Source organism: Mesoflavibacter sp. CH_XMU1404-2, from assembly GCF_037029465.1.
Lineage (GTDB): Bacteria > Bacteroidota > Bacteroidia > Flavobacteriales > Flavobacteriaceae > Mesoflavibacter.
The window spans coordinates 61794-81790 of the sequence record NZ_JAYMEM010000030.1; the positions used below are offsets into that span (position 1 = coordinate 61794).

Genomic DNA, 19997 nt, shown 5'->3' on the forward strand with positions numbered 1-19997 from the left:
AATTTTAATAGTTTAATTGCCTTAAGCCTTCATAAATAACTATGCTAACAGCATTTGCAATATTTAAACTTCGTATATGTTTACTTTGTTGTGGTATTTTATATACATTGTTTTGATTAGCTTCTATTAATGACTTAGGTAAGCCAACAGACTCTTTTCCGAAGACCAAAAACAAATCCTCTTCAAATGGGATATCCCAATGGGTTTTCTTTCCGTGTGCAGATAAAAAAGCCATGTTTTTGTTTTTGTTTTTAGAGAAAAAATCATCTATGTTATCATAATAAATAACATCTAAGTGCTGCCAATAATCTAAACCAGCACGTTTTAAACGTTTGTCTGTAAGTTCAAAACCAAAGGGTTTGACCAAGTGTAATTTACTACCAGATCCTAACGCTAATCTACCAATGTTTCCTGTGTTATTTGGTATTTCAGGTTCTATTAAAACAATATTAAGCGACATTCTTTTTATTGATTTTTAAGATGAAAATTCTAATTAAAAGTACCCAAGGAAATCCATGTAAAACAACATCAAACCAATCCACAGGTTGCATGCCTTTTGCACCACCAGCAATCCATTTTAGTTTTCCCCAAAGATGAGGCTCAGGAAAAAAAGGAGCTAAACCAAGCGTTAAGCAGAGTAGTATTATTAAACGAAAATCATTAAGTAATTTCATAAAAAAAAAGCCTATTCTATCTTTTAAGAATAGGCTTTAAATATAAATATTTACAGATTAACTGTTTGTTTTATTTTGCTGATTTTTGATTGTTTTTTCATCAATATCAAAATCGTTTGTTTCCAACTTTGTGTTTCCTGTCGGATTAGTTGGATTGGTTTGTTCTTTTGTTCGTTTTAATTTTCTGTCGGCTATAATTCCCATAATTTTTCTTTTTTTTGTTCAATTATAATTTAAGAAAAACAATGAGAAATTTTCATAAATCGTTGTTAAACAATTCTTTTAAGATGTTAATAAAAAAGCCTGCATAACTTATGCAGGCTTTTTTTAATAAAATGTTTAAATTTTATTCTACTGGTTTACCTATTTCGTTAATTTCTTCGTTTGTAGGGTTTTTTGGGTCAGGTCCGTATTGGTTTGCACCTTTGTTCCCATCAGTAGCTAGAAGGACTAAAAGCCAAATTCCTCCAATAAAAGGGATAAAAGCTATAAGAATCATCCAACCACTTTTGCCAATATCATGAAGTCTTCGAATTGCTACAGCAAGTCCAGGAATAAAAACAGCAAGTCCATATATTCCATAAATTGGACCATATCCAATACCTTCAAAAGCTAAACCTAGGATGTTGTCTAAAACCATTGCTGCAATTGCAAAAATTATATTGAATAAAACAAACATCCAATACTCTTTACGTCTTGCTCTTCCTTCAAAATTTGCGTAATTATCTCTTACGACTTTTAAATACCATTCCATAATGAAATATTTTAATTGGTTAGTGATTAATATAAACCAAATATAAATTTTAATTTTTAATAGATTTGATGAATTCTTCTATTTTATTAACATTGTTTTTTGATAAGTGCTTTATAAATGCACTTCCAATAATAGCGCCTTTAGCATAAGTTGTGGCTTGAGTAAAAGTATCGTTGTTATTAATTCCGAAACCAACGATTTGCGGATTGTTAAGTTGCATATCTGCAATGCGCTTAAAATAATTGGTTTGCGTATCACCAAAACCTTTACTGCTTCCTGTAACACTCGCGCTACTAACCATATAAATAAATCCGTTTGAAATAGAATCTATAAATTTAATACGCTCTTTTGAGGTTTGAGGTGTAATTAAAAATACATTTATTAATCCGTACTTTTCAAAAGTACTTTTGTATTGTTCGTTATACACATCTACTGGCAAATCAGGAATTATTAATCCATCTATACCAATTTCTTGACATTTTTTACAAAAAGCCTCAACACCATATTGCAACATCGGATTAAAATATCCCATAATAATTAATGGAATAGAAACGGTTTTTCTTACATCTTTTAATTGCTTAAAAAGCACTTCTGTAGTCATTCCGTTTTTTAAAGCTTCTGTAGAGCTTGCTTGTATGGTTGGTCCATCTGCTAAAGGATCGCTAAAAGGTAAACCTATTTCGATCATATCTACACCACTTTCTTCTAAGTTTTGAATGATGGTTGTAGTATCATCTAAATTAGGATAACCGGCTGTAAAATATATAGATAAAAGCTTTTTGTCTTCGTTTAGTTTTTGGTTTATTTTGTTCATTTTTCGTCACCCTGAACTTGTTTCAGGGTCGCATTTTTAAATTATTAAAGTTTTTAAAGTTGGGTTAGACTTTTTAATTAGATTTAATTTCCAGTCTTTATGCCAATTTTTTAATTGTTTTTCTCTTGCAATAGCTTGGTTGATGTCAGTAAATTTTTCAAAATATATTAAATCTTTAAGATTGTATTTTCTTGTGAATTCAGAACCTATTCCATTTTGATGTTCAACTATTCTTTTGTGTAAATCATTAGTAACACCAATATAAAATGTTGTTCTGTATTTATTGGTCATTATATATGTGTAACTTGATTTCATAATTTGTGAGATGCTGAAACAAGTTCAGCATGACGTTATAATTTAAAATGTTTAATATAAGTCTCTAAATCCTTATCGCCACGACCAGATAAACTAACCACAACAATATCATCAGGTTTAAATGTTTTTTGATCGAATACACCTAATGCGTGAGATGTTTCTATTGCAGGAATAATACCTTCTAATTGGCACAATTCTAAACCAGCTTGCATAGCTTGATTGTCTGTAATTGAAATAAATTCAGCGCGACTAGTTTTATATAAATGCGCATGCATTGGTCCAACACCAGGATAATCTAAACCTGCCGAAATTGAATATGGCTCAGTAATTTGTCCATCTTTAGTCTGCATTAATAAGGTTTTACTACCGTGAATGATGCCTTCCTTTCCTAACATAGAAGTAGCAGCACTTTCACCAGAGTCTACGCCTAAGCCAGCAGCCTCTACAGCTATAAGTTTTACATTTTCATCATTTAAATAATGATAGTATGCACCTGCAGCATTACTACCTCCACCAACACAAGCAATAACATAATCTGGGTTTTCTGTACCTTCTTTTTCTTTAAGCTGAAATTTAATTTCTTCTGAAACTATCGCTTGAAACTTAGCTACCATATCAGGATACGGATGAGGTCCAACAACACTACCAATAATATAATGTGTGTCTACAGGATTATTTATCCAATCTCTAATAGCTTCGTTTGTGGCATCTTTTAGAGTTTTACTACCAGATGTTGCTGGTATAACAGTAGCGCCAAGCATTTTCATACGTGCTACGTTTGGAGCTTGTCTAGCAATGTCAACTTCACCCATATAAACAATACACTCTATGCCCATTAGTGCACAAACGGTAGCTGTTGCAACACCGTGTTGTCCAGCTCCAGTTTCGGCAATAATGCGTTTTTTACCTAAACGTTTTGCCATTAAAATTTGACCTATAGTATTGTTTATTTTATGTGCGCCAGTATGGTTTAAATCTTCGCGTTTTAAATATATTTTAGTACTGTATTTTTCTGAAAGGCGTTTAGCAAAATACAATGGTGAAGGACGACCAACATAGTCTTTTAACAATTGGTCAAATTCTGCTTTAAAAGAAGGTTCTGCCATTATTTTTAGATAGTTTTGACGTAATTCTTCTACGTTTGGATAGAGCATTTCTGGTATAAATGCACCTCCAAATTCTCCGTAATACCCTTTTTTGTTGATGTTGTAAGTTTTTTTCATAAAACTTTGTCATTTCGACATGAGCAAAGCGATTGAGAAATCTCATTATGAGATGTCTCGACTGCGCTCGACATGACTTGTTAATTCTTTAAATGTTTTTAATTCTTCTATATTTTTTAATCCAGGTTTAATTTCAAATTTACTGTTGATGTCTATTGCGTAACAATATTTGGATTCTGGTTGGTTTAAGAATGATTTTATACTTTTTACCTCATTTAACCCGATGCCACCACTTAAAAAATAAGGTTTTGTTGATGGGTAATGCTTTAAAATTTCCCAATTGAATGTATACCCATTTCCGCCAGGTAATTTTCCTTTAGTATCGAATAGAAAATAGTCGCAGACGTTTTCAAAAGGTTGTAAAACTGAAAAATCAAAATGGTCTTTTATTGAAAATACTTTGATGATTTCTACAGGATGAGATGCTGAATCAAGTTCAGCATGACGCAACTCGTTACAAAACTTTGGAGGTTCTTGTCCGTGTAATTGAATAACATCTAATTGGTGTGTTTCAATTTTATTCAAAATAAATTCTAAAGAAGCGTCTACAAATACACCAACTTTTTTTATTGCTTTGGGTAATTCAGGAATAATTTCATTAAAAAAACGACTTGATTTTTCGTAGAATATAAAACCCAAGTAATCAGGTTGCAAAGCAGCAACTTGAGTTATGTTGTCTTGGTATTTCATTCCGCAAACTTTTAGTTTCATTTTTCTAAGTTTTGAATAAACTGAGTAGCACTTTGACCTGGATTATCAGTTTTCATAAAATTTTCACCTATTAAAAAACCTTTGTAGCCAAATTGTTTTAATTCCTTAATGGCATCAACCGAGCTTATTCCGCTTTCAGATACTTTTACAAAGTCATTAGGTATAATTTCACTTAACGTTTTACTGGTTTGAAGAGAGACATCAAAAGTTTTTAAATTTCGGTTATTAATGCCTAACATATCAATGCTTGGCATGATAGATTTATGTAATTCTTCTTCATTATGTACTTCTAACAAAACATCTAATTGAAGTTGTTTTGCTAATTCAGAATACAGCTTGATTTCTTTTTGTGAAAGAATAGCTGCAATTAGTAAAATAACATCTGAGCCATGTGCTTTTGCTTCGATAATTTGATACTCGTCAATAATAAATTCTTTTCTCAATAATGGAATATTGCAGCTTGCTCTTGCAATTAATAAATCGTCTAAACTTCCGCCAAAATATTTACCGTCCGTTAATACAGACATTCCGCAAACACCAGCGTTTTCATAACCTTTTGCAACATCTTGTACATTCAGATTTTGATTGATGATTGCTTTTGATGGCGAGCGACGTTTATGTTCTGCAATAATACCTGAAGCGCTATTTTTTAATCGCTCTGTTAATGAAATGGTTTGTCTTTCAAATAGAATGGATTGTTCTAATTGATTGATAGGAATTAGTGATTTTTTTAAATCGACTTCTTTACGTTTGTCTGCTGTTATTTTATCTAAAATGTTCATTATTTATCTTATTTATTCATTTTGCCTTGATGCAAAACGAACCAAAAAATCATATCAAAATTAGGAGTTACTCACGAATACTAATTTAAATTTTTGTGTTCGTGAATGCTTTGCATTAGCTAAAGCATCATTCACTTTCGGAATTTCGTGCTTAAAGCTACGCTTTGCATCTGCATTCCTTCATTCATTATTTCTGAATTTTGACGATTTCGACTATGTCGAAATTTAGGACTTGACTTTTTATAATGTTATTTTCTATTTCAATATATATTACCTTTTTTACTAACAACTAACAACTAACAACTAACAACTAACAACTAACAACTTAACTCAATTAACTTTTCTAAGCTTCGTTTTGCTGCTCCTGTACCTAAACTTTCTTTAGCCATAATAAAACCTTCTTGATGCGAAATTTGTTTCACAGTAGCAATAGCCAAACCAGCATTAGCACAAACGACGTCGTTTTGTGCTTTGGTGCCTTTTCCTGAAATTACTTTTTTGAAAATTTTTGCAGCATCTTCAACAGTATCTCCACCAAAAATATCTGACGCTTCTATTTGATTAATATCTAAATCTGATGGATTTAAAAAGACTTCAGATTGATTAGTGATTATTTTTGTTGGTCCTGTTAAAGAAATTTCATCATAACCATCAATTGCATGGACGATACTGTAGTTTTTGTCGGTTTGTTGATATAAATAGCCATACAAGCGTTGTAATTCTAAACTAAAAACACCTACCATTTGGTTTTTTGGGAATGCAGGATTTACCATTGGTCCCAACATATTAAAAAAGGTTTTTACGCCTAATGCTTTACGGATAGGTCCAACATTTTTCATCGCTGGATGAAACAATGGAGCGTGCATCATACAAATTCCTGCTTCACCAACACAACGTTTTAAAGTCTCATTATCATTGGTGAATTTAACTCCTAAAGCTTCTAAAACATTAGATGATCCGGATGCGGAAGATACACCGTAATTACCGTGTTTTGCTACTTTTACGCCAGCACCTGCAGTTACAAAAGAAGCTAATGTTGATATGTTAAATGTGTTTTTGCCATCTCCACCTGTACCACATAAATCAATGGTATTAAAATCTGATAAATCTACTGGAATACATAATTCTAGAAGTGCATCACGGAAACCTTGTAATTCTTCTAAAGTGATACTTCGCATCATGTAAACGGTTAAAAAAGATGCTATTTGACTTTGGTTATATAATCCTTCGGAAATGTTTACCAATACTTGTTTAGCTTCTTCGGTTGTGATGCTTTCGTGGTTTATTAATCGGTTTAATATGTGTTTCATTTTTATTACCTAATTGTCATACTGAGCTTGTCGAAGTATTTTTTTTGAGATTCTTCACTTCGTTCTGAATGACATTAACTTTTATGTTATATTTTTTAATTCAATATTTATTACTTTTTTGCTAACTGCTAACTAACTTTTCAACCAATTTTCTAAAATTTTCTTTCCGTAAGGAGTTAATACACTTTCAGGATGATATTGTACACCTTTTACATCATAAATTTTATGACGAAGGGACATGATTTGTCCGTTTTCATCAAAAGATGTTGCTTCTAAGCTTTCAGGTAAATTGCTATCTACAACCCAAGAGTGATATCTACCAACTTCAATATTTTTTTCTAGACCTTCAAAAATTTTCTCGTCATCTACTGTAATGGTTACGTTTGTTGCTACACCGTGATATACATCATTTAGATTTATTAGTTTGCCACCAAAAACTTCTCCAATAGCTTGTTGACCCAAGCAAACGCCTAAAATACTTTTAGTTGGAGCATAGGTTTTTATTATGGCTTTTAACAAACCTGCTTCATCAGGTATGCCTGGTCCAGGAGAGAGTAAAATTTTATCAAAATCTTTGACTTCTTCTAGCGTAAGTTTGTCATTTCGTTTTACTGTTACATCACAATTTAAGTCTTCTAAATAGTGAACTAGATTGTAAGTGAAACTGTCGTAATTATCTATAACTAATACTTTTTTCATTTTTTGTTTTTTTACTAAAGTTCATTTTGTCTTGATACACTACTGAAATTAAAACGCAGTTTTAATTGAAAGTACTTTGCGGAGCAAAACCAAAAAATCATATCAAAATTAGGAAATTGCTAAAGCATCATTCACTTTCGGAATTTCGTGCTTAAAGCTACGCTTTGCATCTACATTCCTTCGTTCATTATTTCTGAATTTTGACGATTTCGACTATGTCGAAACTTAGGACTTGACTTTTTATAATGTTATTTTTCTGTTTTCAATATTTATTACTTTTTTCTACTAACTACTAACATATCTCTTCTGCTAAATCAATAGCTTTTGTTAATGCACCTAATTTGTTGTAAACTTCTTGTAACTCATTTTCTGGATTGGATTTAGAAACTAATCCAGCACCAGCTTGCCAATGTAATTTATGATTTTTACTCATAAATGTTCTTATCATGATAGCGTGATTATAGTTTCCTTTAAAATCCATAAAACCAATAGCGCCACCATAAAATGTACGACTTGTTTTTTCGTATTTTTCTATCAGTTGCATGGCTTTATGTTTTGGTGCGCCACTTAATGTGCCTGCGGGAAATGTGTCTGCAACCACTTGCATAGTAGCTGTGTCTTTATGCACTTTACCTGTAACTTTACTTACTAAATGAATAACATGAGAAAAGAATTGCGCTTCTCTATAAGTTTCAACTTTTACTTCGCTTCCGTGTCTGCTTAAATCGTTTCTTGCAAGATCAACTAGCATGACGTGTTCTGCATTTTCCTTGGCGTCTTCGGCTAATTTTTTGGCAAGTTTTTGATCTTCTTCATCGTTACCGGTTCTTTTAAATGTTCCAGCAATTGGATGTATTTCGGCTTGACCGTTATTAACAACAAGTTGTGCTTCCGGTGAGCTTCCGAAGATTTTAAAATTTCCGTAGTCAAAATAAAACAGGTAAGGTGATGGATTAATACTTCTTAAGGCACGATAGACATTAAACTCGTCACCTTTAAAGCCTTGCGAGAATTTTTTTGATAATACTAACTGAAAAACATCACCTCTTGCACAATGTTTCTTTGCTAGTTCTACGTGGTCTTTATATTCTTCATCTGTTAAATTTGAAGTGATTTCAGAGTCGGTTTTAAAACTGTAAGTTGCATAGTTTTTAGAGCTTATTAGTTGATAAACTTCATCTATGTTATTTTCGGTTTCAAAACAATGTGCAAAAATATAGGCTTCATTTTTAAAGTGATTGATGGCAATAATATTTTGATAAACCGCGTAATATACATCTGGTATATCTAAAGAATTTGGTTTTTTGCTAATCGTAATATCTTCAAAATGTTTAACAGCATCGTAAGCTGTGTAACCAAAAATTCCGTTGTTTATAAATTTAAAATCGGTATCAGAATTCACCTTAAAACGTTTAGTAAACTTATGAATCATCTGCGTTACATTTTTAACCTTATTAATCATCGTACTTCCGTCAGGAAACGTTTGTGTAATTGCTTTTTCGTCTACTTTAATTGAAGCAATTGGGTTAAAACAGATGTAAGAAAAACTGTTGTCGTTAGCATGATAATCGCTACTTTCTAGCAAGATACTATTTGGGTATTTATCACGAATTTTTAAGTAGATACTTACAGGTGTAATGGTATCTGCCAATATTTTTTTGTAATGTGTGTAAAGACTAAATGTTTTCATAAGTTTTTATAAACAAAAAAGGCTTGTCGTGAATGACAAGCCTTTTTTAAATATTTTAAATTAAATATACTAAGGGTTTACTTCACGAAGATTGAAATCTTGAAGTTCCACCACCAAGTATGATTTAAAATTGTGTTCATTTGTTTGTTTTGAAGTGTAAATATAGAAATCAAATTTTATTTCGCAAACACAAATAGCATTTAATTATTTGTTAAAAGTTTAAACTAACCCATAATCGATTATTAATTTTAGACGAAATTATAAGTCAAATGAAAAACATACTACCTATACTTTTTGTACTGTTAATACTTTCATGTAAAGAAGAAAAAAAAGAAATAACCTTTACAGAAATTGATTACAGTGGACTAGAAAAAGTCATTAACAGAACAGATGAAAATAAAACCTACGTGGTTAACTTTTGGGCAACTTGGTGTGTACCATGTGTTAAAGAATTGCCTTATTTTGAAAAGCTAAACGAAGAGTATAAAGATAAAAATGTTGAAGTTGTTTTGGTAAGTTTAGATTTTCCGAAACACTTTGATACGAAGTTAAAAACCTTTATTAACGAAAAGCAATTGCAGTCAGAATTATTCGCTTTAAATGATATGGATTCTAACTATTGGATACCACAAGTAAACAAAGATTGGTCTGGTGCTATACCAGCTACACTAATATTTAATTCAGACAAAAGAGAGTTTTATGAACAACCTTTTGAATATGAAGAATTAGAAAAAACAGTAAACAAATTTTTAAAATAACTCTCATGAAAACAACACAAAAATTACTGTTTTTATTTGTGCTAGCGCTATCTGTTAGTGCCTTTACAATTAAGCCAAACGATGGATACAAAGTCGGAGACATCGCAACAGATTTTAGATTAGAAAACATAGACGGAAAAATGGTGTCTTTATCAGATTTTGAAGACGCAAAAGGATTTATAGTAACATTTACTTGTAACACATGTCCTTATGCTGTGGCTTATGAAGATAGAGTAGAAGCACTAAATAAAAAATACGCAAGTAAAGGTTATCCTGTTATTGCAATTATGCCAAATAATACAGAAATAAAGCCTGGTGATAATATGGAGGCAATGCAAAAAAGAGCTAAAGAAAAAGGGTTTACATTTCCGTATTTAATTGATGCAGAACAAGAAATTTATCCACAATACGGCGCAACAAAAACACCTCATGTTTATGTGTTACAAAAAACACAAAAAGGAAATGAGGTTAAATATATTGGAGCAATAGATGATAACTTTCAAGATGCAAATGCGGTAAAAACTAAATATGTTGAAGATGCTGTTGATGCCTTATTAAAAGGAAATGAAATAAAAGTGAAAGAAACTAAAGCAATAGGTTGTACGATTAAAGCCTAAAAAACTTTTTCCTAAAAAAACTAAAAACCCGAAATGTAACATTCCGGGTTTTTTTACGTCTATATCACGAAGAAATCTTAATTTTGATAAAAAATTATATTAAAAATGGCAAATTTATCTCAAACCGAGTGGACAGAACAGCTTAATGCAGATGATAATGCAGTAATATTAGACGTTAGAACAGAAGCAGAAGTAGCAGAAAAGAAAATACCAAATTCAATAAATATTGATATTTATAAAGGGCAAGGTTTTGTATATCAAGTAGAAGAGCTTGATAAATCAAAAAACTACTATGTATATTGTAGATCTGGTGCACGTAGCGCTCAGGCATGTAATATAATGAATCAACTAGGTTTTGATAACACTTACAACCTTTTAGGAGGAATTTTAGAGTGGACAGGAGACGTAGAATAAAAATTATATTACAATGAAAAAACATATAGTTTTATTCCTTTTACTATTAACTACTATTGTAAGTTGTAAAACAGATGCAACTGAAGAAATAAAAGTTGTATCTCAAGAAGAAATGCAAACTTACATTAATATGGAAGATGTGCAGCTAATAGACGTAAGAACACCAGAAGAATACGGTGCAGGACATATAGCAGCAGCACAAAACATTAACTTTTTATCACCAACTTTTGAAAAAGACATTCAGAAGCTAGATAAAAATAAACCTGTGTTAGTTTATTGTCAAATGGGAGGAAGAAGTGCCAAATGTGCCGAAAAGATGAAAGCTCTAGGCTTCACAAAAATATTAGACTATAAAGGCGGTTATTCTAAATGGAAAAGTTTAGAATTGCCTATAGAAAAATAAAAAAAATCCCAATCATTTGATTGGGATTTTTGTTTCATTTTATTTATCACTTGTTACATAAAAGGCATGTATCACACCAGGTAACCAAAAGATAACGCATAAAATTAAATTTATAAAAAAGTCTTTGCCAAATCCTTTATTTAAAAGAACTGATAATGGTGGTATAAAAAGATTTAAGATAATGGTTAAAATGCTCATAATTTTAGTTTTTGGTTATATCTAAAGTTACTACATATAACATGCTTAAGTCTTAATAAAACCAAAATTATGATAAGTTTAAACAAAGCTGTTAAAGGTTGTTAAAAGATAAAGACTAACCCTTTTTAACCTAAATTTTAAATTAATAGTCTTATCTAAACTTCTGTTAATTAAATCAATATTTGTTAAAATTTCGTAACTTCGCATAACGTATGAAAAAAGTTTTCCATAAAATAGTATCATTAGCTATGGCATTTGTAGTGTTATTTTCTACAATGTCATTTATGGTTAACATGCATTATTGTGGAGATACTTTAGTAGAAACAGCATTTTTTCAAAAAGCAAAAGGTTGTGGTGTGGAAATGGAAAAACCTTCAACCAAAAGCTGTTCAATTACAAAAAAAAGTTGTTGTGATGATAAGCAATTATCAGTAGAAGGACAAGACGAGTTACAATTAACTGTTGATAAAATTTCTTTTGAGCAACAGGTATTTATCGCTTCGTTTGTTTATACATATATCAACCTTTTTGAAAATATTGATAAAAATGTTTCTTCTTTTGAAGCATACAAACCACCGCTCGTCGTCAGGCAAATCTTCAAGATTGACGAGACTTATTTAATTTGATTTTTAAACTTTTAGAGGTTGTTATCCTATGGCTTTGCTATGCGGATAATTTACTGTATTCGGTATTGTTCTAATACCAATGTCTAACTGTTTAATTATCAAAATCAATGCTAAACAAAAGCATCAAATTTTTAATAGAAAATAAACTCGTAGCAGTATTGTTACTTGTTCTTTTTGTAGGTTGGGGAACTGTAAATGAACCTTTTAATTGGGATACAGGTTTTTTACCAAGCAATCCTGTAGCTGTAGATGCCATACCAGATATAGGGGAAAATCAACAAATTGTTTTTACCAAATGGGACGGTCGTTCGCCTCAAGATATTGAAGACCAAATTACTTACCCATTAACCACATCATTATTAGGTATACCAGGCGTAAAAACCATCCGCAGTTCTTCAATGTTTGGTTTTTCAAGCATCTATATCATTTTTGAAGAAGATGTTGAATTTTACTGGAGTAGAAGTCGTATTCTCGAAAAACTCAATTCCTTGCCAAATGGATTGTTGCCAGAAGGCGTAAATCCTGTATTGGGTCCAGATGCTACAGGCTTAGGTCAAATATTTTGGTACACACTTGAAGGTCGTGACGAAAACGGAAACGTTACTGGAGGATGGGATTTACACGAATTACGTAGCATTCAAGATTACTATGTAAAATATGCCTTATCCTCAGCAAGTGGTGTTTCTGAAGTCTCATCCATAGGTGGATATGTTCAGGAATATCAAGTGGATGTCAACCCAGAACTGATGCGTCAATATAATATTGGTTTGAACCAAATTGTGAAAGCAGTTAAAGAAAGCAATAAAGATATTGGGGCGCAGACCTTAGAAATTAATCAAGCCGAATATCTTGTGCGTGGTTTAGGTTATGTGAAATCGATAGAAGATATCGAGAATGCAGTAGTAACTTCTGAAGATTACACGTCTATCAAAATAAAAGATGTAGCTAAAGTATCTTTAGGTCCAGCAACAAGACGTGGAATATTAGACAAAGAAGGAGCAGAAGTGGTTGGTGGTGTTGTGGTAGCTCGTTATGGTGCTAACCCAATGGAAGTGATTAACAATGTAAAAGCTAAAATAAACGAATTAAGCGCTGGTTTACCAACAAAAACATTATCGGATGGTAGAACATCACAAGTCACCATCGTGCCATTTTACGATCGTACGGAACTTATTCAAGAAACGTTAGGCACACTAAATGAAGCCTTAACTTTAGAAATTCTTATTACCATTTTGGTCATTGTCATTATGGTATTTAACCTTCGTGCTTCTGTATTGATTTCAGGTTTATTACCTGTTGCGGTATTAATGGTTTTTATTGCGATGAAGCTCTTTAATGTCGATGCTAATATTGTAGCATTATCCGGAATAGCTATTGCTATCGGAACTATGGTAGATGTTGGTGTCATTCTCTCAGAAAACATCATCAGGCATTTAGATGAAAACGAAAACAACCAACCTATAAACACAATCGTTTACAACGCTACAGCCGAAGTTTCTGGCGCAATCGTAACAGCAGTAATGACAACAATTATCAGTTTTATTCCTGTGTTTACCATGATTGGTGCTGAAGGAAAATTATTCCGTCCATTGGCGTTTACCAAAACCTTTGCATTAACAGCTTCCATTATCGTTGCGTTGTTTTTGATTCCGCCGTTTACAGCCTTTTTATTCAGAAAAAAAAGCATTCAAAAACATTTTAAATATGTTTTAAATAGTGTCTTAATAGTATTAGGAATAGCTGCGATATTTTATGGGTATTGGTTAGGAATCATACTCATCGCTTTTGGTGTAATTGCTTTACTAAATCTTCAAAATAAGATTTCAGATAAACAAGCTAACCTTGTTAAAATCATCATTTCAGCTTCAGCTATAGTATTCTTGTTAGCCGAATATTGGCGACCTTTAGGTGTTACAGAAAGCTTCTTTTTAAACCTCATTTTTGTAGCTATTGTTTGCTTTGGTTTATTAGGTGTATTCTCATTATTTATAAAATATTACACACGCATTTTAAGATGGTGTTTAGACAATAAATTACTATTTCTGTCTATCCCATCAGCAATTGTAATAGCAGGATTTTTTATTATGAAAAACACTGGGAAAGAGTTTATGCCATCATTAAACGAAGGTTCTTTTCTATTAATGCCAACGTCGATGCCGCATTCTGGCGTAGAAGAAAATAAACGTGTTTTACAGCAATTGGATATGGCTGTAGCCAGTATTCCAGAGATAAAAACCGTTGTTGGTAAAGCGGGCAGAACAGAATCTGCTTTAGATCCTGCGCCATTATCTATGTATGAAAATATCATTCAATATAAATCAGAATATATGTTGAATGATAAAGGTGAACGTCAACGTTATAAAGTCAATGAAGAGGGATTGTTTGAATTGAAAGATGGACGTTTTATTACAAATCCAAATAACTCTGAAAATGTCAACTTTAACACATTTGAAAAGTCTCAATTGATTGAAGATAACGATGGCGAATTCTACCGCAATTGGCGACCAGAAATTCAATCACCTGACGATATTTGGAACGAAATTGTAAAAGTAACCAAGCTTCCAGGTGTGACATCAGCACCAAAACTTCAGCCTATTGAAACTCGATTAGTAATGTTGCAAACAGGTATGCGAGCGCCAATGGGGATTAAAATAAAAGGACAAGATTTAAAAGAAATTGAAGCTTTTGGAATGAAGTTAGAAACCATTTTAAAAGAAGCCAAAGGTGTAAAAGATGAGGCTGTTTTTGCAGACCGAATTGTCGGAAAACCCTATTTGTTAATCGATATTGATAGAGAAAAAATCGCACGTTACGGTGTAAGTATTGAAGAGGTACAAAACGTTTTAAAAGTCGCAGTTGGCGGTATGTCTTTAACTCAAACCGTTGAAGGTCGTGAGCGTTATGGTGTTCGTGTACGTTACCCAAGAGAGTTACGAGCAAATCCAACTGATTTAGAGCAAATTTATGTGCCTGTTGAAAAAGGCAGTCCTGTGCCTTTAAGTGAATTGGCAACCATTCGTTATGAGCAAGGTCCGCAAGTGATTAAAAGTGAAGACACCTTTTTAGTAGGCTACGTTCTATTTGATAAAATGGATGGTTATGCAGAAGTCAACGTAGTTGAAAATGCGCAGGCAATGATTCAAAGTAAAATTGATTCAGGTGAATTAATTGTGCCAAAAGGCATCAACTACCAATTCACAGGAAGTTACGAAAACCAATTACGTGCCGAAAAAACCTTGTCAGTAGTTGTGCCTTTAGCATTGGCAATCATTTTCTTAATTCTGTATTTTCAATTCCGTTCGGTTAGTACATCTTTAATGGTATTTACAGGAATAGCAGTTGCTTTTGCAGGTGGTTTTTTAATGATTTGGTTGTACGGACAATCATGGTTTTTAAACTTCAGTGTCTTTGGTGAAAATCTTCGCGATTTATTCCAAATGCACACCATTAATTTAAGTGTCGCCGTTTGGGTTGGTTTCATTGCACTATTTGGAATTGCAACCGATGATGGTGTCGTTATGGCAACTTATTTAACACAAACCTTCAATAGAAATTCACCCGAAACAAAAAAGGAAATAAGAGCCTCAATTGTAGAAGCTGGTGAAAAGCGTATCAGACCGTGTTTAATGACTACTGCAACCACCATTTTGGCATTATTACCTGTTTTAACATCAACAGGAAGAGGAAGTGATATTATGATTCCTATGGCTATACCAAGCTTCGGTGGAATGTTAATCGCTTTAATAACCCTATTTGTAGTGCCAGTTTTGTATAGCTGGAAAGCTGAAGTTCAACTTAAAAGAGCATCAAAATGAAATTTATAAAAACCATCTTTTTTCTTTTTTCTATTCTCTTTTGTCTCAAAGGAAATGCGCAACAATTAGAAACATTAATTAACGAAGCATTAGAAAACAATCCTGAAATTCAAAAATTTGAACTTCAATACAAAAGAGCTTCAGAAAAAGTAAACGAAGTCAATACTATTCCAAATACTGAATTTGGCGTTGGCTACTTTGTAAGTGAACCGGAAACAAGAACAGGTGCACAACGGTTTAAAGTGTCAGCAAAACAAATGTTACCATGGTTTGGCACCATTACTTCTCGTGAAGATTATGTAACCGCTTTGGCAGAAGCGAAATATGAAGATATTGTGATTGCTAAACGTAAATTGATGGCTTCGGTGTCGCAATCGTATTACAATCTGTATGCAAATCAAGCCACACAACAAGTAATAAGTGAGAATATCAAACTATTGGAAACCTACGAAACTATGGCGTTAACCTCTGTTGAGGTTGGTAAAGCTTCTGCAGTAGATGTATTGCGTCTTCAAATGCGACAAAACGATTTAAAGCAACTAAAAGAGGTATTGCAACAACAGTTTTTAGCAGAACAAACCAATTTAAATAACCTTTTAAATAGAGACAATAAAACGAAAATTTCAGTTGTAGATAGTTTAACTATTCCTTTGGAAGATTTTGAAATTACTTCGGAAAATTTATCGGTTCATCCTGAATTGTTGAAGTTTGACAAACTCTATCAATCCATAGAAAAATCAGAATTGCTAAATCAAAAAGAAAGCAGTCCCATGGTTGGTTTTGGATTGGATTACATCAATGTACAAGAAAGACCAAATATGAGTTTTTCAGATAATGGTAAAGATATTATCATGCCAATGCTATCGGTGTCAATTCCCATTTTTAATAAAAAATACAAGTCGGTTACCAAACAAAACGAATTGGAACAACAAGAAATCAATTATCAAAAGCAAGAACGATTAAACAGTTTGAAAACGCTGTTAGATAAAGCTATAAACGACCGAATTTCAGCAAGAATAAGCCATAAAACAGCAACAACAAACCTAAAACAAGCTAAAGATGCAGAGCAAATTCTTATTAAAAGCTACGAAACCGGAACTATAGATTTTAATGATGTTTTAGATATTCAGGAATTGCAATTAAAGTTTCAAATCAATCAAATTGAAGCGGTTAAAAAATATTACATACAAAGTACAATTATCAATTATTTAATTCAATAAAAATGACACATACATATAACATAACAGGAATGACTTGCAACGGTTGCAAGGCTTCAGTAGAAAAAAGTTTAAACGCTTTAGATGCCGTAAATGAGGTAAAAGTAAACTTAGAAAAAGGTGAAGCTGAAATAACAATGTCATCTCATGTTTCAACAGAAAAACTACAAAATGCTTTATCAGATAAATACACGATTACAGAAAAGCAAGAGAAAAATGTCTTTGCTTCATCAAATATGAGTAGTATGCCAATGGAAGAGAATAAAAGCAAGTTACAACAGTTAAAACCTTTATTGCTTATCATATTTTATATAGCTTCAGCTAGTATTTTATTACACTATAAAGATTGGGCTTGGTCGGCATTTATGCTGGACTTTATGGGCTTATTTTACATTGTGTTTAGCTTCTTTAAAATGTTAGATTTAAAAGGTTTTCCAGAATCTTTTAGTATGTACGATCCTTTAGCAAAACGTCTACCAGTTTACGGTTGGATTTACCCATTTATAGAAACAGCTTTAGGATTAATGTTTTTAATGCGTTTTGAAGTCGAAATTGCTTTAATCATTACCCTTGTCATTTTAGGCATTACAACTATTGGTGTTACAAAAACCTTATTGGATAAAAAATCAATACGTTGTGCCTGCTTAGGTACAGCGCTTAAATTACCAATGACAGAAGCTACATTTATCGAAAATGCCATTATGATTATTATGGCAATATTAATGTTAACTATTTAAAAATTAAAACTATGGAAAATTCAAATACACATTCAAAAAAAGGAAACTACAAAACATTTTTTATAATGTTAGGCTGTTCTTTTATTACAATGTACATCACAATGTATTTAAACACCTATTCGATAGATCACGTATATTTTAGCCTTACACGTTTTTATATGACCTGTTTAGGAATTTCAACTATGGCTGTAGTCATGTGGTTTTTTATGCGAAAAATGTATCAAGACAAAAAGAAAAATATAGCAATATTAATAGGAAGTTTAGTATTGTTTGTTAGTGCTTTATCTTTAGTAAGGATGCAAAAACCAATTATAGGCGATATTTTATGGATGAAAGCCATGATACCACACCATTCAATTGCTATTTTAACTAGTGAAAGAGCAGATATTAAAGATCCAGAAGTAAAACAATTGGCAGAAGATATTATTACAGCTCAAAAGAAAGAAATTGAAGAAATGAAAGCCATGATAAAACGATTAGAAAATGAAAAATAATAAAATAATCATTTATGTAGTATTGCTTTTGACTGGTGTATTGGTTGGTTGGTTGTTGTTTGGTAGTAGTTCCAATGAAGAAGCAAATCATAACCATGATGAGGCTTCGCAAACCAATCAAATGTGGACGTGCTCAATGCATCCACAAATCATGCAGTCTGAACCAGGAGATTGCCCAATTTGTGGTATGGATTTAATTCCTGCTGAAGCTGGCGCAGATGGTTTAACAGCAGACCAATTCAAATTAACACCAAATGCTATGGCGTTGGCAAACATTCAAACTACGGTAATAGATAATGGTTCAATTGAAAATGGAATCATAAAATTATCAGGAAAAATAGCCGAAAACGAGGAAGCAAACGCTGTGCAAGTCAGCTATTTTTCAGGTAGAATTGAGCGTTTAAATATCAGTTTTACAGGAGAAGAAGTGCGTAAAGGACAACTGTTAGCCGCTATTTATTCACCAGAATTATACGCAGCCCAACAAGAGTTGATTACAGCATCTTCCTTAAAGGAATCTCAACCTGCTTTATACAAAGCGGTACGAAATAAATTAAAGCTTTGGAAACTTTCTGAAAACCAAATCAATCAAATTGAAACATCAGGAAAAGTTATTGAAAATTTTCCGGTATATGCTACCGTTTCTGGAACAGTCACCGAAAAGCTTGTAGAACAAGGAGATTATATAAAACAAGGACAACCATTGCTAAAAATTGCAAACTTAAATACGGTTTGGGCAAATTTTGATGTATATGAAAATCAGATTGAACAATTCAAAAAAGGTCAAGAAGTTAAAGTGATAACTAATGCATATCCTAATAAAATATTTAAAGGAACGGTAGATTTTATAGATCCAGTTTTAAATTCCAAAACACGTACTGTAGATTTACGCGTGGTTTTAAATAATAAAGAAGCCATTTTTAAACCAGGAATGTTTGTATCTGCAGAAATTGAAAGCGATAAAATCAATTCAAATGAAGTGATAACCGTTCCATCTTCTGCGGTGCTTTGGACTGGCGAACGTTCTGTAGTCTATATCAAATCAAATCCTAACGAGCCTGTTTTTAAACTCAAAGAAGTCACTTTAGGTAATAAAATAGGCGATAACTACAAAGTGTTGGACGGATTATCCTCAGGAAACGAAATTGTGACCAACGGAACATTTACAGTAGATGCAGCAGCACAATTACAAGACAAAAAAAGTATGATGAATCAGCCAGTTGCTAAAGAAATGACTGTAAATGATGACTATTCAAAAATCACTCGATTAGAATCACCAAAAGCATTTCAACAACAATTAAAACAAGTGTATGATAACTACATAAATTTAAAAGATGCTTTGGTGGAAGATAATTCAGAACAAGCAACTAGTGATGCCAAAAAAATAATATCAAGCTTTCGTAAGATAAATATGGAATTATTAACAGGCGAGGCACACAAACAATGGATGACTTTAGAAGGTCACATTCAGTCATCTGCTAATTCTATTTCTAAATCCTCTGAAATTAAAACACAAAGAGATCATTTCAAACAATTATCTACTCAACTAATAAAGGCGGTTCAATTATTTGGTGTCAATGAAAAAGTATATGTGGAGTTTTGTCCTATGGCAGATAACAATAATGGCGCATATTGGTTGAGTAAAGAAGAGCAAATCTTAAATCCTTATTTTGGTGATACTATGCTTAAATGTGGTGAAGTAAAACAAACAATAGAATAAATAACATAAACAATAATTAAATTTTA

Annotated in this window: 23 protein-coding genes; 10 read left to right on the forward strand and 13 right to left on the reverse strand. The window is 32.2% G+C overall.

The window, feature by feature from the left end; genetic code table 11:
- Window positions 1-4: 4 nt before the first annotated feature.
- From WA327_RS13945 to WA327_RS14000, 12 genes are all read right to left on the reverse strand, one after another.
- Complete coding sequence (locus tag WA327_RS13945) at window positions 5-460, reverse strand: tRNA (cytidine(34)-2'-O)-methyltransferase (protein WP_336070735.1); 456 nt, start codon at window positions 458-460, stop codon at window positions 5-7.
- The gene (locus WA327_RS13950; protein ID WP_106678864.1) at window positions 450-674 is read right to left on the reverse strand and encodes a hypothetical protein; all 225 of its coding nucleotides are present in this window, start codon (window positions 672-674) and stop codon (window positions 450-452) included. The genes WA327_RS13945 and WA327_RS13950 overlap by 11 nt, the downstream gene beginning before the upstream one ends.
- Window positions 675-731: 57 nt before the next feature.
- Window positions 732-878, reverse strand: coding sequence for a hypothetical protein (locus tag WA327_RS13955; RefSeq protein ID WP_169558272.1), 147 nt, complete (start codon window positions 876-878; stop codon window positions 732-734).
- A 142-nt stretch (window positions 879-1020) separates the two neighbouring features.
- Window positions 1021-1428, reverse strand: a complete 408-nt coding sequence (locus WA327_RS13960) for a DUF805 domain-containing protein (RefSeq protein ID WP_304145521.1) — start codon at window positions 1426-1428, stop codon at window positions 1021-1023.
- A 49-nt stretch (window positions 1429-1477) separates the two neighbouring features.
- Window positions 1478-2242 (reverse strand): tryptophan synthase subunit alpha, encoded by a 765-nt coding sequence (trpA, locus tag WA327_RS13965; RefSeq protein WP_336070740.1) that lies wholly within the window; start codon window positions 2240-2242, stop codon window positions 1478-1480.
- A 36-nt stretch (window positions 2243-2278) separates the two neighbouring features.
- Complete coding sequence (locus tag WA327_RS13970; protein ID WP_336070742.1) at window positions 2279-2557, reverse strand: GIY-YIG nuclease family protein; 279 nt, start codon at window positions 2555-2557, stop codon at window positions 2279-2281.
- A gap of 35 nt (window positions 2558-2592) precedes the next feature.
- Window positions 2593-3780: a tryptophan synthase subunit beta gene (gene trpB / locus WA327_RS13975; protein ID WP_336070744.1), complete on the reverse strand. Its 1188-nt coding sequence runs from the start codon at window positions 3778-3780 to the stop codon at window positions 2593-2595.
- A gap of 45 nt (window positions 3781-3825) precedes the next feature.
- A complete protein-coding gene (locus tag WA327_RS13980; protein ID WP_336070746.1) occupies window positions 3826-4491 on the reverse strand; it encodes a phosphoribosylanthranilate isomerase in 666 nt (221 codons plus the stop codon).
- On the reverse strand, window positions 4488-5273 hold the full coding sequence (gene trpC / locus WA327_RS13985) for an indole-3-glycerol phosphate synthase TrpC (RefSeq protein ID WP_336070748.1): 786 nt from the start codon (window positions 5271-5273) through the stop codon (window positions 4488-4490). The genes WA327_RS13980 and trpC overlap by 4 nt, the downstream gene beginning before the upstream one ends.
- A 317-nt stretch (window positions 5274-5590) precedes the next feature.
- Window positions 5591-6583: an anthranilate phosphoribosyltransferase gene (gene trpD / locus WA327_RS13990; RefSeq protein ID WP_336070750.1), complete on the reverse strand. Its 993-nt coding sequence runs from the start codon at window positions 6581-6583 to the stop codon at window positions 5591-5593.
- Window positions 6584-6715: 132 nt separating this feature from the next.
- The gene (locus WA327_RS13995; RefSeq protein WP_336070752.1) at window positions 6716-7282 is read right to left on the reverse strand and encodes an aminodeoxychorismate/anthranilate synthase component II; all 567 of its coding nucleotides are present in this window, start codon (window positions 7280-7282) and stop codon (window positions 6716-6718) included.
- A 292-nt stretch (window positions 7283-7574) separates the two neighbouring features.
- Window positions 7575-8972 (reverse strand): anthranilate synthase component I family protein, encoded by a 1398-nt coding sequence (locus WA327_RS14000; protein WP_336070754.1) that lies wholly within the window; start codon window positions 8970-8972, stop codon window positions 7575-7577.
- 269 nt (window positions 8973-9241) lie between these two features.
- Here WA327_RS14000 and WA327_RS14005 point away from each other — a divergent pair, with 269 nt between their 5' ends.
- The 4 genes from WA327_RS14005 (at window position 9242) to WA327_RS14020 (ending at window position 11164) form a co-directional block, all read left to right on the forward strand.
- Window positions 9242-9730, forward strand: a complete 489-nt coding sequence (locus WA327_RS14005) for a redoxin domain-containing protein (RefSeq protein WP_336070756.1) — start codon at window positions 9242-9244, stop codon at window positions 9728-9730.
- A gap of 5 nt (window positions 9731-9735) precedes the next feature.
- On the forward strand, window positions 9736-10347 hold the full coding sequence (locus tag WA327_RS14010; RefSeq protein ID WP_336070758.1) for a thioredoxin family protein: 612 nt from the start codon (window positions 9736-9738) through the stop codon (window positions 10345-10347).
- Between the two features lie 105 nt (window positions 10348-10452).
- Window positions 10453-10761, forward strand: coding sequence for a rhodanese-like domain-containing protein (locus tag WA327_RS14015; protein ID WP_336070760.1), 309 nt, complete (start codon window positions 10453-10455; stop codon window positions 10759-10761).
- Window positions 10762-10774: 13 nt separating this feature from the next.
- The gene (locus WA327_RS14020) at window positions 10775-11164 is read left to right on the forward strand and encodes a rhodanese-like domain-containing protein (RefSeq protein WP_336070762.1); all 390 of its coding nucleotides are present in this window, start codon (window positions 10775-10777) and stop codon (window positions 11162-11164) included.
- Between the two features lie 39 nt (window positions 11165-11203).
- On the opposite strand, the gene WA327_RS14025 is transcribed toward WA327_RS14020, so the two are convergent.
- Window positions 11204-11362 (reverse strand): YqaE/Pmp3 family membrane protein, encoded by a 159-nt coding sequence (locus WA327_RS14025; RefSeq protein ID WP_336070764.1) that lies wholly within the window; start codon window positions 11360-11362, stop codon window positions 11204-11206.
- Between the two features lie 212 nt (window positions 11363-11574).
- Here WA327_RS14025 and WA327_RS14030 point away from each other — a divergent pair, with 212 nt between their 5' ends.
- From WA327_RS14030 to WA327_RS14055, 6 genes are all read left to right on the forward strand, one after another.
- Window positions 11575-11988 carry an HYC_CC_PP family protein gene (locus WA327_RS14030; RefSeq protein ID WP_336070765.1) on the forward strand — a complete coding sequence of 138 codons (414 nt, stop codon included), beginning with the start codon at window positions 11575-11577 and terminating at the stop codon, window positions 11986-11988.
- A 107-nt stretch (window positions 11989-12095) separates the two neighbouring features.
- A complete protein-coding gene (locus tag WA327_RS14035) occupies window positions 12096-15803 on the forward strand; it encodes an efflux RND transporter permease subunit (protein ID WP_336070766.1) in 3708 nt (1235 codons plus the stop codon).
- A complete protein-coding gene (locus tag WA327_RS14040; protein WP_336070768.1) occupies window positions 15800-17023 on the forward strand; it encodes a TolC family protein in 1224 nt (407 codons plus the stop codon). Before WA327_RS14035 ends, WA327_RS14040 begins: the two co-directional genes overlap by 4 nt.
- 2 nt (window positions 17024-17025) lie before the next feature.
- Window positions 17026-17757, forward strand: coding sequence for a MauE/DoxX family redox-associated membrane protein (locus WA327_RS14045; RefSeq protein ID WP_336070770.1), 732 nt, complete (start codon window positions 17026-17028; stop codon window positions 17755-17757).
- An 11-nt stretch (window positions 17758-17768) separates the two neighbouring features.
- The gene (locus tag WA327_RS14050; RefSeq protein WP_336070771.1) at window positions 17769-18251 is read left to right on the forward strand and encodes a DUF305 domain-containing protein; all 483 of its coding nucleotides are present in this window, start codon (window positions 17769-17771) and stop codon (window positions 18249-18251) included.
- Window positions 18241-19971 carry an efflux RND transporter periplasmic adaptor subunit gene (locus WA327_RS14055; protein ID WP_336070773.1) on the forward strand — a complete coding sequence of 577 codons (1731 nt, stop codon included), beginning with the start codon at window positions 18241-18243 and terminating at the stop codon, window positions 19969-19971. Before WA327_RS14050 ends, WA327_RS14055 begins: the two co-directional genes overlap by 11 nt.
- Window positions 19972-19997: the final 26 nt, after the last annotated feature.